The sequence below is a fragment of the Variovorax sp. V35 genome, from assembly GCF_041154465.1.
In the GTDB taxonomy this organism is placed as follows: domain Bacteria; phylum Pseudomonadota; class Gammaproteobacteria; order Burkholderiales; family Burkholderiaceae_C; genus Variovorax; species Variovorax boronicumulans.
In genome coordinates, this window is record NZ_AP028666.1 from 4,678,843 (window position 1) to 4,694,719 (window position 15,877).

General features: G+C 67.8%; 13 protein-coding genes. 7 read left to right on the forward strand and 6 right to left on the reverse strand.

What is annotated here, in order from left to right; genetic code table 11:
* Positions 1 to 28: 28 nt before the first annotated feature.
* Complete coding sequence (locus tag ACAM42_RS21530; protein ID WP_369629329.1) at positions 29 to 961, reverse strand: LysR family transcriptional regulator; 933 nt, start codon at positions 959 to 961, stop codon at positions 29 to 31.
* Between the two features lie 100 nt (positions 962 to 1,061).
* Here ACAM42_RS21530 and ACAM42_RS21535 point away from each other — a divergent pair, with 100 nt between their 5' ends.
* From ACAM42_RS21535 to ACAM42_RS21560, 6 genes are all read left to right on the forward strand, one after another.
* Complete coding sequence (locus ACAM42_RS21535; protein WP_369629330.1) at positions 1,062 to 2,639, forward strand: amidohydrolase family protein; 1,578 nt, start codon at positions 1,062 to 1,064, stop codon at positions 2,637 to 2,639.
* Positions 2,640 to 2,794: 155 nt separating this feature from the next.
* Positions 2,795 to 4,000, forward strand: coding sequence for a porin (locus ACAM42_RS21540; RefSeq protein ID WP_369629331.1), 1,206 nt, complete (start codon positions 2,795 to 2,797; stop codon positions 3,998 to 4,000).
* Between the two features lie 171 nt (positions 4,001 to 4,171).
* Positions 4,172 to 4,381: a hypothetical protein gene (locus tag ACAM42_RS21545; protein WP_369629332.1), complete on the forward strand. Its 210-nt coding sequence runs from the start codon at positions 4,172 to 4,174 to the stop codon at positions 4,379 to 4,381.
* 293 nt (positions 4,382 to 4,674) lie between these two features.
* On the forward strand, positions 4,675 to 5,139 hold the full coding sequence (locus ACAM42_RS21550; protein ID WP_062471967.1) for a hypothetical protein: 465 nt from the start codon (positions 4,675 to 4,677) through the stop codon (positions 5,137 to 5,139).
* A 134-nt stretch (positions 5,140 to 5,273) separates the two neighbouring features.
* Positions 5,274 to 7,334: an elongation factor G gene (gene fusA, locus ACAM42_RS21555; RefSeq protein ID WP_369629333.1), complete on the forward strand. Its 2,061-nt coding sequence runs from the start codon at positions 5,274 to 5,276 to the stop codon at positions 7,332 to 7,334.
* 73 nt (positions 7,335 to 7,407) lie between these two features.
* A complete protein-coding gene (locus ACAM42_RS21560; RefSeq protein ID WP_369629334.1) occupies positions 7,408 to 7,971 on the forward strand; it encodes a hypothetical protein in 564 nt (187 codons plus the stop codon).
* Between the two features lie 13 nt (positions 7,972 to 7,984).
* Here the strand turns inward: ACAM42_RS21560 and ACAM42_RS21565 are convergent, their stop codons facing one another.
* The 4 genes from ACAM42_RS21565 to ACAM42_RS21580 form a co-directional block, all read right to left on the reverse strand.
* Positions 7,985 to 10,372: a DNA polymerase II gene (locus ACAM42_RS21565; protein WP_369629335.1), complete on the reverse strand. Its 2,388-nt coding sequence runs from the start codon at positions 10,370 to 10,372 to the stop codon at positions 7,985 to 7,987.
* A 127-nt stretch (positions 10,373 to 10,499) separates the two neighbouring features.
* Positions 10,500 to 12,476 (reverse strand): penicillin-binding protein 2, encoded by a 1,977-nt coding sequence (gene mrdA, locus ACAM42_RS21570; RefSeq protein ID WP_369629336.1) that lies wholly within the window; start codon positions 12,474 to 12,476, stop codon positions 10,500 to 10,502.
* 99 nt (positions 12,477 to 12,575) lie between these two features.
* Complete coding sequence (locus tag ACAM42_RS21575; RefSeq protein ID WP_369629337.1) at positions 12,576 to 13,685, reverse strand: DUF3800 domain-containing protein; 1,110 nt, start codon at positions 13,683 to 13,685, stop codon at positions 12,576 to 12,578.
* A complete protein-coding gene (locus ACAM42_RS21580; RefSeq protein WP_369632793.1) occupies positions 13,682 to 13,849 on the reverse strand; it encodes an acyl-CoA dehydrogenase N-terminal domain-containing protein in 168 nt (55 codons plus the stop codon). The genes ACAM42_RS21575 and ACAM42_RS21580 overlap by 4 nt, the downstream gene beginning before the upstream one ends.
* Positions 13,850 to 14,053: 204 nt before the next feature.
* On the opposite strand from ACAM42_RS21580, the gene ACAM42_RS21585 reads away from it, so the two are divergent.
* Entirely contained in the window at positions 14,054 to 14,704 is a 651-nt protein-coding gene (locus ACAM42_RS21585; RefSeq protein WP_218005382.1) for a TetR/AcrR family transcriptional regulator, read from the forward strand.
* Positions 14,705 to 14,838: 134 nt separating this feature from the next.
* Here ACAM42_RS21585 and ACAM42_RS21590 read toward each other — a convergent pair whose 3' ends face one another.
* Positions 14,839 to 15,861 carry a hypothetical protein gene (locus ACAM42_RS21590; protein ID WP_369629338.1) on the reverse strand — a complete coding sequence of 341 codons (1,023 nt, stop codon included), beginning with the start codon at positions 15,859 to 15,861 and terminating at the stop codon, positions 14,839 to 14,841.
* Between the last annotated feature and the right edge of the window lie 16 nt (positions 15,862 to 15,877).

The following is a 15,877-nucleotide window of genomic DNA, read 5'->3' on the forward strand; positions in this document are numbered from 1 at the left end:
AAGAAATGATTTCTTGAAAGGAAAAAATCTAGGCCGCTGCCGCCGCGTCTTCGGCTTCGAGCTGCCACTGGCTGTCGGCCGCAAAGCTGCGCGCCACGAAGTTCACGAACTCGCGCACCTTCGGCGAGGGTCGGCGCGGCTGCGGGAACACGGCGAACAGCGTGCGCGGTTCGGGCACCACGCCGGGCAGCACGGTGTGCAGGTTGCCGTCGGCGAGGTGGCCCGTCACGAGGAACGCGGGCAGCAAGCCGATGCCCGCGCCGGCCAGCAGCGCCTCGCGCAGCACGAGGCTGTTGTTGCAGCGGCAGTTGCCGCCGACGCGCACCATGCGCTCGCTTCCCGCTTCGGTGAAGCGCCACTCGTCGGGCGTCTGGCCGCGCGTGTAGACCAGGCAGTTGTGGCGCACGAGATCCGTCGGCACGGCGGGTGCGCCGCGCGCTGCAAGATAGGCCGGCGCAGCGACCAGCATGCGCGGCATCTTCGCGATGGCGCGCGTGGCGCCGGTCGCGTCCTTCACGTGGTCGGCGATGAACAGCGCCACGTCGACGCCCTCTTCCGCCGGATCGACGAAGCGGTCGTTGAGCGTCATGTCGATCGTCACCTCGGGGAAGCCTGCCAGGAAATCCGCCACCGTGCGGCCCAGGTGCGCCGTGCCGAGCGACACCGGCGCGCGCACCTTCAGCAGCCCGCGCGGCGTGGTCTGCAGCTGGCCGGCGGACTTCTCGGCCTCTTCCACGTCGTCGAGGATGCGCACGCACTTGTCGTAGTAGCTGCGCCCGGCGTCGGTCAGGTTGATGCGTCGCGTGGTGCGCGCCAACAGGGGCGTGCCGATGTGGTTTTCGAGCGCCGCCACGTACTTGCTCACCGAGGCGTTGGACATGCGCATCTGCTCGGCGGCGACCGTGAAACTCCCGCGCTCGACCACCTTGCGGAACACACACATGGCCGTGAGGCGGTCCATATTCTTTCCTCTCAGGAAAACAGTTTTTTCTTCGGGCGATGTTTATTGTCAAAAATGAAAATGTCAACATCCTCGGACTCTTACAACCACGGAACGAGACATGACCCCACCCAAGATCGCCCCGCCCTCGGGCTCGGCGCCACCGGCCGGATTGACCCGCAAGGCTTTCCTCGGACTGTCGGCCGGCGCAGCCGCCGCGGCGGCCTTTGCCCCGCAGGCCATGGCGCAAACGCCGAAGCCCGCTGCGTCGCCACGCGGCCCCGCGCGACGTACACTGATCCGCGGCGCCGACCTGCTCACGATGGACCCGCTGAACAAGGAGCTGCAGGCGACCGACGTGCTGGTCGAGAACGGCAGGATCGCCGCCATCGGCAAGCGCCTGCCGGCCGGCGATGCCGAGGTGATCGAAGCTCGCGGCATGATCCTGATGCCCGGCATGATCGACGGCCATCGCCACATGTGGCACGGCCTGGATGCAGGGCGCATCGTCAAGGCCGAACCGAATGCCTACGCCAAGGGCTACATCGGCTGGCAGCGGCGCACCATGGCCTGCATGACGCCCGAGGACAACTACCTCGCGGAACTGATCGGCGGCCTGCAGGCCATCGACGCGGGCGTGACCACCGTGCTCGACTACGCGCACGGCCAGCCCACCGAAGAAAAAGCGCTGGCCGCCGCGCGCGGCGTCAAGGACTCGGGCGTGGCCGGCTGGTTCACCTTCCAGCTCGGGCGCGCAACCGCCTTCGGACCGGGCTCGACGATCTCGACGGCCCGCGTGCATGCCGACCTCAACACGACAACCGAAACCAACTGGAAGACCGTCGAGCGCCTGCAGAAGGAGTTGTTCTCCGACAGCAACGGCCTGCTGCAGCTGGGCCTGGCGCCCTCGAACGCTACCGGCCGCCCCGTGGCCGAGGTGCGCAAGGAATGGGAACGCGCCCGCGCCACTGGCGTGAAGATGATTGCCGCGCACGTGCACAAGACGGCGCAGCCGCAGCCCGCCGGCACCATCGGGCACCGCGGCTCCGGCATCGTCGACCTGCATGAGGCGGGGCTGCTCGGGCCCGACTACCACGCGTCGCACGGCAACCGTCTCACCGACGATGAGCTCAAGATGCTGCGCGACACCGGCGGCATGCTCTGCGCCACGGTGGTCGGCGAGTTCCCCTACATGATGACGCCGCACCTCATGGCCTCCGCGCACGGCCGCGCGCGCCACGCCGGCGTGGCCACCGGCATCGGCATCGACGTGAACTCGGTGCTGCAGCAGGACTACTTCGAGCACGTGCGCTGCGCGTTCCTCAGCCTCTTTCTCGAGCCCGAGGGGCGCGAGATCGTGCGCGACTACAAATCGGAAGACACGCTCGACTTCGCCACCGCACTCGGCGCCAAAGCCGTGCGGCTGGGCAACGTCACGGGCAGCCTCACGGTCGGCAAGCGCGCCGACCTGGTGCTGCTGCGCACCGACCGCATCGGCTTCGCCATGCTGGGCAGCTTGGCCGACCGGGTGATGAACTTCGCATCGCAGGCCGACATCGACAGCGTGTGGGTCGCCGGCACCGCGCGCAAGCGGCACGGAAAGATGCTCGGCGTCGACTGGGCGAAGCTCAAGGCGCAGCAAGTGGCCGCGCAGCAGCGCATCGGGCCGCAGCAGGCCAGCATCACCTTCACGACCTAGCGCACAACGCCGGCCTGCTCGGCCTGCAGGCGCCGCGATGCCCTCGTCGCGCGCGCCCTCTTCATCTCCGCTCACTCAACACCTCCGTGCAGCCCGCTCCCGGGCTGTCGTGGCGCCGCTCGTCCTGCGCCTTCCCACTTTCTGGAATCCACGCGATGAACAAATCCCTGATCGCCCTGGCCATCATCTCCCTGGCCGGTGCCGCTTCCGCCCAATCCTCGGTCACCGTCTTCGGCGTGATCGATGCGATGGTCAGCAGTTATTCGAACCGCTCGGAAGACCCGCGCGGCCTCACGCCCGCCGTCACCGTGCGCCGCGCCGCCCTCGGCCACTCCGGCTACAGCACCAGCCGCCTGGGTTTTCGCGGCACTGAAGACCTGGGCGGTGGCCTGGCCGCCAGCTTCTGGCTCGAAGCCCCGATCACCAACGACGACGGCGCCATGGGCATCGCGAATTTCTCGCGCCGCTCGACCGTGAGCCTCTCGGGCGGCTTCGGCGAGATCCGCCTGGGCCGCGACTTCACGCCGACCTTCTGGAACGACACGCTGTTCGACCCGATCAACACCAACGGCGCCGGCGGCAACCTGATCCTCGCGGCCAACACGGCCTTCGCGGGCAACGCGAACTACGTGCGGGCGAGCAACTCCATCGGCTACTTCCTGCCGCCGAACCTCGGCGGCTTTCACGGGCAGCTGCAGTACGCGCTGCACGAGCGCGACAGCTACGACCCCGGCACCGCGACGCCACCGGGCGTGCATCCCGTCACCGGCGCGCGCAACCCCGGCGCGGTCGCGCCTTCTCGCGCAGGCCGCTACATCGGCGGGCGCCTGGGCTACGCGAGCGGACCGCTGCAGCTGGCCGTGGCCTACGGTGACAGCACCGTCGCCGACAACTACTACGCAGGCAGCACCGACTCGGTGAAGACGATGAACCTCGGCGCCTCGTACCACTTCGGCAGCGTCAAGCTCTTCGGCGAGTGGTCGCGCTCGCGGCACGCGCGCGACCTGGCGCAACCCGCGCTCGGCGGCGGCCTGCGCAAGGTGGACCTCGAGGGCTACGTCGTCGGCGTCACCGTGCCCGTCGGCGCCGGGCTGATCCGCGCCGCGTACTCGCACGTCACCTACGACCAGGCCCCTACCGGCGCACCGTTCGCCGCGACGAAGAACCCCAAGGCCGACAAGCTGGCGCTGGGCTACGTGCACAACCTGTCCAAGCGCACCGCGCTGTACGCGACCGTGGGCCATGTGCGCAACAAGAACGGCGCGGCCCTCACCACCGGCGGGCCGGCTTTCGTGCAGACCGCGGGGCTCACGCCAAAGACCTCCACCGGCTACGACTTCGGCATTCGCCACGCCTTCTAGCGGGGGATCGGGGCGCCTCGGAATCGGCACCGCGAGCGCCCTAAGACATCAGCGCCAACGCGGTTGATCCAGACGCTCATAATGCTCGCCGGGCGGCCATGCCAGGGGTCGCCAGCCACCCGGCACAAGCGGGTGCGCCGCCTTCCTGCCTGGCATCGACGGAACGACACCATGAGCGCTTTGCACATGTTTCTACCGGTCTCCGAGCCCGCGCGCAGCGAGGCGCTGGCGCTTTTCATCAAGACACATCACGTGCCCCGCCACCTCGTGAGAGGCACCTCGCGCAAGATGCCGGACGACTGCGGCCCCCCCGCGCCGGTCCACACCTCGCAGGAACAACCGCAGGCCGCATCCGCCCAGCCATCGGCCGCATCGGCCTAGGGCGGACAGACCGCAAGGAAGACGACCCTCGTCGCGCCGGTCGCGCGCGGCGCGTGTTCGTGCGCCCTTCTTGGCTCGCCTCCGGCGGCCGCTGGGTATCGCGTGCCACATCGCCGCGAGGCAGCCCGTCTTTCCATTCGCCTACACCGAAAACCCGAGATAAAACCCACCTTCATCGGTCACACTGGCGACATCGAAGAAAGAATGCGAGAGATGTCGCGACATACTGCACGAATGCAAAAAAATCACATGGAAACGAGCCGCCCCACGATGCGCTCGTTCCGCAGCCAGCCATGACGGAGTTGAGGGTCAGCTGGGAGCACACGTTCCCCGACGACGGGACGAAGCTGGTCATCCATTCGAACTGGGTTTCCAACACCCCCGCCACGCAGGCCTACCTCGAGGCCTTGGTCGCGCGGGTCGGGCAGATGGACCCGGCGCCCCACTGCGTTTTCGAGAAACGCCAGGCCGTCCCTTCGCGCTCGCTACCGCCGGACCTCGGCACCTTCACCTCGGCCGAGTTCTGGCAGGTGGCCGAGCTGCTGCACCTGCAGGCCACCCCGTCCCTTGCCGCCGCGCGGCTGGTGCTGGTCGAGGGCATGCGCCCGGCCAAGGCGGCGAGGCAGCTCAACACGAGCCCGCAGGCGTTGACGAACACGCTGCGAAAGATCCGCACGGAGCGCGCGACCTCGTCGCGGCTGGGCAGGTTGCCCGCCGACCGGCCGCCATCCGAAGGCACCGCGCCGCAGGAGCCCTGAGCGGCTGACCGGCGCGCCCTCCCCGGCTTGCATCGGCACGGTCAATCCCGTACGCTGGCCCGGCGTCGATGCGCAGCACCCGAGCCCTTGCGGGCCGCCGGGCCGGCCTTGCGGACGCGCAAAGGAGTCCCGCCATGCCAAGCCGATCGAACGGCCTCGCGGCCGAAATGGAAGCAGTGCGAACGCTGGCGCTGGTGGGCGCGGCGGCCGCCGGCAAAACCTCCCTGGCCGAGGCCCTGTTGTTCAAGGCGGGCGCCGTCGGCGCGTGCGGCAGCGTCGAGCGCGGCAGCACCGTCAGCGACCACGACCCGCTCGAGCGCCGCATGCTGCATTCGCTCAACGCCTCGGTGATGCACCTCACGCACGCCGCCACGCGCATCCACCTCATCGACACGCCCGGCGGCCCCGACTTTCTCGGCCAGAGCCTGCCGGCGCTGGAGGCGGTCGAGACGGTGGCGGTGGTCATCAATGCCGCCACCGGCATCGAACCGATGGCGGTGCGCATGATGAATTACGCGGCCTCGCGCCACCTCGCCCGCGTGATCGTCGTCAACAAGATCGACTCGCAGGGCGTCTCGCTGTCGGGCCTGCTGGCCGACATCCAGGCCACCTTCGGCCGCGAATGCCTGCCGCTGAACGTGCCCGACGGGGTCAACCGGCAGGTGATCGACTGCTTCTTCAACCGCTTCGGACGTTCCGACTTCGGCCCCGTCGAAGCGGCGCACCGCGCGCTGGTGGAACAGGTGGTCGAGGTCGACGCAGCCTTCGTCGACCGCTACCTCGAGGAAGGCGACGTCGACCCCTCGGAGCTGCACGCGCCGCTCGAGCAGGCGCTGCGCGAAGGCCATCTGATCCCGGTGTGCTTCACCTCGTCGCGCAGCGGCGCCGGCGTGGCCGAGCTGCTGGACGTGATCGTCAAGCTCCTGCCCGACCCGACCGAGGCCAACCCGCCGGAGTTCCTCGTCGGCGAAGGCGCGCAGGCCCAGCCCATGCAGGCCCGGCCCGACCCGTCGCTGCACGTGCTGGCGCACGTGTTCAAGGTCACGATCGACCCCTATGTCGGCAAGATGGGCATCTTCCGCGTGCACCAGGGCACGGTCACGCGCGACAGCCAGCTCTACATCGGCGATGGCCGCAAGCCCTTCAAGGTGGGGCACCTGTTCATGCTCCAGGGCAAGGACCACGTCGAGGTGTCGCACGCGGTGCCGGGCGACATCGTGGCGGTGGCCAAGGTCGACGAGATCCATTTCGATGCCGTGCTGCACGATGCGGCCGAAGACAGCCATGTGCACCTCGCGCCGCTGCCGTTCCCGGTGCCCGTGTACGGCCTGGCCGTGGAGCCCAAGCGCCATGGCGACGAGCAGCGCGCCTGGGAAATCCTCGGCAAGCTCGCGGCCGAAGACCCGTGCCTGCGCATCGAGCATGTGGCCGCGACCAACGAGACGGTGCTCTACGGCCTCGGCGAGCTGCACCTGCGCCTCGTGCTCGAACGCCTGCGCGAGGTGTACCGCTTCGAGGTCCTGACGCGGCCGCCGCGCATCGCCTACCGCGAGACCGTGACCGCGCCGGCCGAAGGCCATCACCGCCACAAGAAGCAGACCGGCGGCGCCGGCCAGTTCGCCGAAGTCTTCCTTCGCATCGAGCCGCTGGCGCGCGGCGCGGGTTTCGAGTTCGCCGACGAAGTCCGGGGCGGGGCCATTCCGAACCAGTTCATCCCCGCGGTCGAGAAGGGCGTGCGCGAAGTGCTGGCCTACGGCGCGATCGCCGGCTACCCCGTGGTCGACGTGCGCGTGGTGGTGTACGACGGCAAGCACCACAGCGTGGACAGCAAGGACATCGCCTTCGCGACCGCCGGCCGCAAGGCCTTCATGGCGGCGATCCGCGAGGCGCAACCGGCCGTGCTCGAGCCGATCGTGCAGATCGAGATCGCCGTGCCCGAGCATGCCGTGGGCGACGTCACGAGCGACCTGTCGTCGCGGCGCGGCCTGGTCACCGGCACGTCGGGCCTGGGGGCCGGCACGGTGGCCATCGGCGGACAGGTGCCCGAGGTGGAGCTGGCCAACTACCAGTCGCGGCTCAACGCGATGACCAGCGGCCAGGGGCGCTACACCATCGCGTTGTCGCACTACGAGGCCGTTCCGCCGACCGTGCAGCGCACGCTGATGGGGCAGTACCGGGTGCGCGACGACGACTAGGAGCACCCCGGGGGCATGACGCTGCCATGGCCTAATGGCCGGCATCCGCCATTCATCCCGCACGGGCTCCCCGATGAAGAAACTGCTGCCGCTGGTCCTGTCCACCCTGTTCGCCCTGCCCGCTTCCCAGGCCCTTGCCGCACCGCGCCAGCCGTACACCCCGGACGAGGCGCGGGCGCTGCTCACGCAACTCGGTGCCCATGTGATGGTCATCAATTCCGACCAGACGCTGATCCGGAAAAAGCCGGCGAGCGCGTTCGACGTGCTGACCTACTACCCGCTGCCCAAGGCCAAGGTCGACGAATACAAGCGCAACGGCCACATCGTCAACACGAACGACGACATCGCCGACGCTGCCACCTACCGGATCAAGGACTACGCGCTGACCAACGAGAAGCAGGAAAAGCTGCGCCTGAAGGACGACGGCGGTGCGCCGTCGCTGCAGGACTTCTCGCTCTGGACCTACGACAACGCCCTGAGCAGCCAGCGGGGCTTCTACGTGAAGCTGGACAAGCCCTTCGAGCGCGTCAAGGGGTACCTCACGGTGGTGTTCGAGATGCCCGGGAACCTCCGGCACGAGACGCGGGTGCCGGTCGACCTGTCCATCACGGACAAGGACCCGCGGCCCGGCACCTGATCCTGCGGTCGCTTCACGGCGATCCTGGCTCGAAGAGCTCGCGCTGCGACGTCGTCAAGGCCGCGAAGCTGTCTCCCATGGGCTGAAGAATGGCGTCGGCGATCGGCTGCAGCTGCCGGGTGAGGTAGTGCTCGTAGTCGATGCGCGAGTGGCGGGTTTCCAGCGGCTCCGGCCCGTTGCGGGTCATGACGTACTGAATCCAGCCGCCCTTCTGGTACTGCTGGGTCCGGCCGACCCGGGCGTTGTGCTCGTCGGCGATGCGCGCGGCCCGCACCTGCGGCGGCACGTTGACCAGGTAGTCGTCGAGCCGGTGGCGCAGGCGCTTGCGGTAGATGAGCAGGTCGTCCTTGGCGCCCGCCAGCGTCGCCTTCGCATAGTCGGTCACGAAGGCCTTGTAGGGCTCGCCCTGGAAGATGCGTGACAGCAGGCCCTCCTGGAACTGGCGCGCCAGCGGGGTCCAGTCGCTGCGCGCCATCTCGAGGCCGCGGTACACCATCTCCTCCTTGCCCGCGGCATCCACGCTGAGGCCGGCGTAGCGCTTCTTGCTGCCGACCTCCGAGCCGCGGATGGTGGGCATGAAGAACTTCTTGTAGTGGGTGTCGACCTCGATCTCGAGAAAGCTCTGCAGGCCCTGCTCCTCGCGCAGCGTGCGCGCCCACCATTCGTTGATGTCGGCCGCCAGGCGGGCCGCGACGGCGTGCGCCTCCTCGTTGGTGTGGGTGCGCCTGAGCCAGACGAAGATCGAGTCGGTGTCGCCGTAGATGGCCTCGTAGCCCCGCTGTTCCACGAACTCGCGCGTGAGCTTCATCATCTCGTGCCCGCGCAGGGTCACGGCGGACACCAGCTTCGGGTTGAAGAAGCGGCACTCGGACGCGCCCAGCACGCCGGCGAAGGAGTTCATGAGCAGCTTCAGCGCCTGCGACAGCGGCTCGTTCTTCGCCCGCTTGGCCTCGTCCCGCGCGTGCCAGAGCGTGGTCACGATCTGCGGCAGGCAGTGCCTGTCGCGCGAGAAGACGGTCTCCTGCGGTCCGTGGATGAGCCCGGCCGGATCGGCGGCGTTCGAACCCTCGACGAGGCCCACCGGATCGACCAGGAAGGTGCGGATGATCGAGGGGTAGAGGCTCTTGTAGTCCAGCACCACGACGGAGTCGTAGAAGCCCGGCTTCGAGTCCATCACGTAGCCGCCCGGGTAGGCCTTGCTCGCAATCTCGCCCACGTTCGGCGCCACGTAGCCCAGGCGGTGCATCCGCGGCAGGTAGTGGTGGCTGAACGCGGCAATGGAGCCGCCGAAGTGGTCGGCCTGCAGACCGGTGACCTGGGCGCGCTCCATCATGAACTGCAGCAGCTTCGCCTTCTCGAAGATGCGCAGGACCAGCTCGCAGTCGCGGATGTTGTACCGCGCGAGCGCGGGCTTGTCGTGCTGGTAGCGCCGCTCGATCTCCGCCATCTTGTCGTACTCGTCGCCGATGGCCTTGCCTTCGCCCAGCAGCGTCTGCGAGACGTTCTCGAGGCTGAACGACGGAAAGCTCCACACCGCGGCCCGGAGCGCCTCGATGCCATCGAGGACGATCCGCCCCGGCGTGGGCGCGAACAGGTAGCCCTGCTTGCCCGGATGCGTGCGCCACTCGATGGGCCGGCGCTCCCGCCCCAGCAGCAGCGGCACGCCGCAGTCGTTGGCGGTCTTCTGCAGCACGCGCAGGTCGAACTGGACCACGTTCCAGCCGATGAGGACGTCGGGATCGTTGCGCTCGAACCAGTCGTTGAGCTGCTCGATCATCGCCTTGCGACTCGGGCAGTAGACGAGCGAGAAGTCCATGGGGCCGCCCGGCTCGGCCGGCGGCTCGCCGAGCATGAAGACGACCCGCTCCGGCGTGCCGTCCAGCGCAATGGAGTAGAGCCCTTCATGTTGGCTCGTCTCGATGTCCAGCGACACGACCTTGAGTACCGGCCGGAATTCAGGCGCTGGGCTGAGCTTGCAGTCGACGAGCGTGGCGCCCTCGGCGCGCCCGCCTTCCACCCGCACGCCGGCGGTGATGAAGCGCTCCATCAGGTAGCGGTCGTGCGGGCGCACGTCGGCTTCGAGCAAGGGAATGCCCTGCGCCTGCAGGGCGCGCGCCAACCGGCCGATCTGGCGGAAGTGCGTCGCATAGACGCCGAGGACGGCTTCCTGCTGGAAATTCCGGAGCTCCAGCTCGCGCAACTGCACGCCCGGCACGGCCGCGAGGTGGACTTCCACCGCCGCCCTGTGCCGGGCGGCGACGAAAGCGACGCTGCTGCGGGAAGTCAGCACCACTTTCCTCGGCCCTGCCTCGGTGGCCAGCCAGTACTCGATCTCGGTGCCGGTCGGTGCATCACGCCAGTGGCGCGTGAGGATGAAGCCCTGGAGGTCGGTGGAGGTCACGGGCGTTCGAAGATCGGGTCGAGGGAGAAGGCGGACTTGGGATCAGGAGATTCTCTCCCGGCCGCGTGCGAGCTGCAGCCGGCGTGGTGGCTTGCCATCCGCAAGGGGGCGCATCCGCCCCGCCCCCTCAGAGCACCCCAGCCTCATCCCCCTGCGCACCATCGTCCAGCACCGGCACCTCGCTGGCCACCAGCGGTTGGCCGATGGGCGCGCCGGCCTTCCCCACCTGCACCGCCGCCATGTCGGCGTCGTTCGGGTACTGCCCCGCAATCCAGTAGTCGAACACGCGCCGCACGATCGGCGCCGCGTGCGCCGCGCCGAAGCCCGCGTTCTCGACGATCGCGGCCACCGCGATGGTCGGGTCTTCGGCCGGGGCGAATGCCATGTACAGCGCGTGGTCGCGCTGGCGCGCCTCCAGGGCCTTGCCGCTCGCGCGCGCCTTCGGGCTCAGGCCCACGGCCTGCGAGGTGCCGGTCTTGCCGGCCGAGGTGTACGCGGCGCCCGCGAACACGCGCGTGCCGGTGCCGCCCTTGGTGACCGCCACCATCGCGTCGCGCACCACCTCGACGTGCTTGCGCGCGTAGCCCAGGTCCTGGGCCGGCGGCTGGACCTGCCGCACCACCTCGCCGGTCGACGTGTCGCGGATGGCCCGCACCAGGTGCGGCTGGTAGCGCACGCCGCCGTTGGCCAGCGTGGCATTGGCCGAGGCCAGCTGCAGCATCGTGAAGCTGTTGTAGCCCTGGCCGATGCCCAGCGAAATCGTCTCGCCCGGGTGCCAGGTCTTCATGTCGGCGCGCCGGTAGGCCGCGCGCTTCCACGCCCGGCTGGGCAGCACGCCGCGCGACTCGCCCTGCAGGTCGATGCCGGTGAACTGCCCGAAGCCCAGGGGCGCCATGAAGTCGTGGATCAGGTCCACGCCCATCTCGGCGGCCAGCGAATAGAAGTACGTGTTGCTTGAGAACTGGATGGCGCGGTGCATGTCGACACCGCCCAGCCCGCCCCGGTGGCTGCGGAAGGTGCGCCCGCCGAAGTTGTAGAAGCCCGGGTCGTTCTCCACCTTGTCGGCGCTGCGCTTGCCGGTCTGCAGTGCCGCCATCGCCATGAAGGGCTTGTAGGTGGAGCCCGGCGGGTAGGTGCCGCGCAGCGCGCGGTTCAGCAGCGGGTTGTCGGGCGACTCGGTCAGCGCCTTCCAGTTCTCGGTGTCGATGCCCTCGACGAACAGGTTGGGATCGAAGGTGGGCTTGCTCACGAAGGCCAGCACCTCGCCGGTCTTGGGGTCGATGGCGACCAGCGCGCCCCGGCGTTCGCCGAACATGTCTTCCACGAGCTTTTGCAGCTTGATGTCGAGCGACAGCATCACCGTCTGTCCCGGCTTGGCGGGGTGGCGCGACAGGCGGCGCACCGCGTGCCCGCCGGCCGAGGTTTCCATCTGCTCCACGCCGGTCTGGCCGTGCAGCGCCTTTTCGTAGCTCTGCTCGATGCCGACCTTGCCGATGTAGTCGGTGCCCCGGTAGTTGGCGCGCTCGTCTTCCTCCCAGTCGTCCATCGCGGTTTTCTCGCGCTGGTTGATGCGGCCGATGTAGCCGATCACGTGTGCACCCACCTCGCCGTGCGGGTAGGTGCGAAACAGCCGCGCCCTGATTTCCACGCCGGGGAAGCGGTAGCGCTGCGCCGCGAAGCGCGCCACCTCTTCATCGCTCAGGCGGGTGCGGATGGGCAGGGAGTCGAAGCTGCGCGAATCCTCGCGCAGGCGCTGGAAGCGGCGGCGGTCCCTGGGCGTCACTTCGAGCAGCTCGCCCAGCTCGTCGACGACGGTGGCGATGTCGCCCACCTTCGACGGCGTGATCTCCAGCGTGTAGGCCGCGTAGTTGGACGCCAGCACCACGCCGTTGCGGTCCAGGATCTGCCCGCGGTTGGGCACCACGGGAACGATCGCGGTGCGATTGCTCTCGGCCCGGTCCGCCAGCGTTTCATGGCGCACCACCTGCAGGTAGACCAGCCGCGCGCCGATCAGTCCGAATCCGAACAACACCGCACAACCGACCACCACCACGCGGCGGCGAAAAAGAGCGAGCTCGGCGGCGGCATTGCGGATTTCATTCATCGGGCGAAACGGGGTGGGGGAAGAAGCGGAGAAGCCAGATAGGAGGCCCTGCTCGCCCGAAGGTTCCGCGTCGGCGGTCGACGAGACGCGATCGTCCGCTCAGGCCCACGCCTCTTCGGCGCCGATGCGAACCTGGCGGGTCGGCACCACCTGCTTGAGGCCGTACCCCGTGCGCTCGTCGCCTTCGGAGATCAGCCGCACCATGGCCTCGCGCAGCGCGGGGCACACGCATCCGCCTGCGTGCAGGTCGCGAAAGAAGCGCATGGTGGCGCCCGCCACCACCTCGGCCATCTGCACGCCGGCCGCTTCGTGCGATTGCCTGAAATCGAGGGCGGCCACTTCTTCGAAGCGGTGGTCGGACGGGGGCGTGCACAGCAGTTCCATCGCACGGTCCGCGCCTTCGGCAGCGGCCTTCCCCTGCCCCAGGATGCGCTGCACCTCGAAATTCTGGTCGTGCACCAGCCGGACATCGGCCAGGCAGTGCCGGTAGTAGAGATGGATCCGGGCGTAGATGCGCATGAACGACGTCAGGTTCGGCAGCGTCCAGGCCTGCGTCGACGACGTGTTGAGCTCGGAAGGCGGAAGAAACTCCAGCCAGGGCTGATGCTGGACCCCACTCAGCGCGTGGTACTCGGTGTTCGCCGCTTCGACGATGCGGCCGAACCCTTTGGCGACCTGCGCCGCGGCCTCTTCTTCCTCGGCGGCTTGCACGGCCAGCTCGCGCAGGCTGGCAAACGATGCGTGAAGTGTTCCGGCCTCGGGCGTCAGGCAGGACGCGACGAAGCTGTCCAGCACATGCGCATCGGCATGGACGTGCAGGAAATCCGCGACGGCATTCCTGAGTAAGTCGAGCCGCATCGACTCGGGGTAGCCCAGGCAGGACGGCAGCAGCTGGAACGACGTGATGCAGGAGCAGATGAAGTAGCGCTTGTCGACCAGCTCGACGAACAGCGGGGCCCGCCGGTCGAGCAAGGCGTGGATCACGGCCGCGGAGAACTCCGGCCTGGATGCCAGCGATCGGGCATCGCGTTTGCCCGAGGGAATGCGATGGCGATCGCGCAACGCCTGGAGGCGCGCATCCCACTCCTCTTCGTCCTGAAGCCCGACGCCCGCCAAAGCAAAGTAGGGTTGCCGCTTGAAGTCGTAGCCCGTGCCGCTGTCGACCATGTCGCCGCTGTGGCCGCTTTCGTCGATGTAGATGGTGGTCATGGCGCGGGGCGAACGCCTCGCGTCGGGTCTCCCTTCGCCCTTGCGACGCGGTGTGGGAGGTCCGCGGGGCGAAGCGCCTTCAACTCTTCATCGATGCCGAGCAGGTCGTTCAGGACGAAGCGCAGTTCGCGCAAGGGTGCTTTGTAGGACGCAGGAGGTGACATGCAAGAATGACGAGTGCGCGCGTTGGCCTTGGGTTGAAGTGAGGTTCGGGGCTCGCGGCCACCGGCTGCCTTGGGTTGGAAGAAGTCTAGGAAATCGACCGGGCAGGCATGTTCAGTTTTCGGGACGCGCCCCGAGGCGTTGATTTCCCTCTGCAACGAGGCCCTCCTCCTTGCGTGCGCCGTCCCGGTGTTCGCTTTTCAGCCATGACGACCGCCCTCAAACCCCGACGCAAGCCCTCCCAGTCACGCGCATGGATGACGTCCATCGCCATCCAGGACGCCTTCGTGCTCCTGCTGCTGGAAAAGGGCTACGAGAAGACGTCGATGCGCGACATCGCCAACGTGGCCGGCGTGAGCGTCGGCAGCGTCTACCAGTACTTCCCCGGCAAGGAAGCGGTCGCGGCCATGACCGTGCGCACCTGGGTGCGCAAGCTCTCGACCGCGCTGTCGAGCGCGGTGGACGACGTCGTCCAGGCGGAAGGCCAACGCACGCTGCGCGAGATCACGCGTCTGCTGGCGCAGACCCAGGTGCACACGATGCTGGAGGGCGGCGGGCGCTGGCGGGTGCTGAGCTCCATCGAGCGCCGTGTCTCGCCGCAGCTCGTCTACAACCGCCTGTACCAGCACAACGTCAACCTCTTCGGCAAGGCGCTGACGAGCGCGGTGGACTGGCCCGAAGGGCTGCACGATGCCCGCGTGGCCTTCGGCGCCTACACCGTCGTCGATGCGCTGGTGAAGCAGACGCTGCTGGTGAGTGCCGCCCTGCCGAGCGCGGATGTCATGGTGGAGGAGGTGCTGCTGGCGTTGGACGGGTACCTGCACGCCGTGCGCCAAAGCAACGCGCGCCGAGAATGAGCGCAGGCCCGAATATGCGAGTGGGGATGCCCAAGCCGGTCAGTGCGGCCCTGCTCATGCAGGTCATTTCCGAATTGACGAGTACAGACATCACCTCGCAGTTCAATGCGACGACGACGCCAAGGGTCGCGATGTCACCGCCACCATCCGCCATCGTCCCACAGGCCTGAATCCTCGATCGCCTGTCGCGCGAGCTTGTGCTCGCGGGCGCTTTTCAACCCCACCATCAGGCGCCTCAGAGGGCCGGGCTGACTCAGGAGACTCTGGATGTCACCGTGCGCCAGCGCTGGCATCTGAAACATGGCCAGGCTTTCGAGCGCCGGTGCAGAGGCCACCCACCTCAGGTCCTTCAGCCCCACGTTGTTGAGGACGATCAGCGCCAGACCCTTGAGCGCAGCCAACGAGGGCAAGCTGGCAAGGTGTGGCTGATCTTGCGCGGTCAACCTTTGCAGCGTCTCCAGTTGGCTGACGACCGACAGGTCCGACAAATCCTTGATCCGCAACAGTGCCAGGTGTCTCAGGGCGTTCAGGCCCGCAAGCGTGTCCAGGTTCTGCGCGCTTCCGAATCCCAGTTGAAGCGTATGCAGGTGGGGCAGATGCCGTAGAAAGACCAGGTTCGACAGAGGCATCCCCATGAGGGACACCTCATTCAAGGTCGACAGCTTTCCAATCACCTCGAGGCCTCGCGTGTGGCCAGCAACAACGAGTTGTCTCAGATGGGAAAAGCGCTCCAGCCCGAAAAGGTCGGTCTTCTTCGTTTTCGTCTTGCCGATTCTGAGTCTTTGCAGGTCCGTGGGCACTGCGTTCAGCACATTCAGTGAATCTGCTTCGTACACATCAAAGACGAACTCCTTCAGCTTCGGCAAGGCCTCTACGGCATGCGCATTGCTGACCCGGGTGAGGCAGTCAAGGCTCAACCTTTCGACATGGGGCATGAGCCTCAGACAAGAAAGATCGCACACGCGCGCGTAGCTTCCATACATCCGCCATGTGATGTCCGGCCGATGCCTGAAGAGATCTTCGTTCAGGATTTCCAGCAGCGAAGGCGGTACCTCCTGTGCGGCGGCAAATTGCAGGATGGACAGCTCGCCGTTTGCGGCCAGTTGCCGGACCTGTTTTCTTGTCCAATCAAGCTTCAGTTCGATGCGTTCCGACATGGGGTTGACGTTTTCA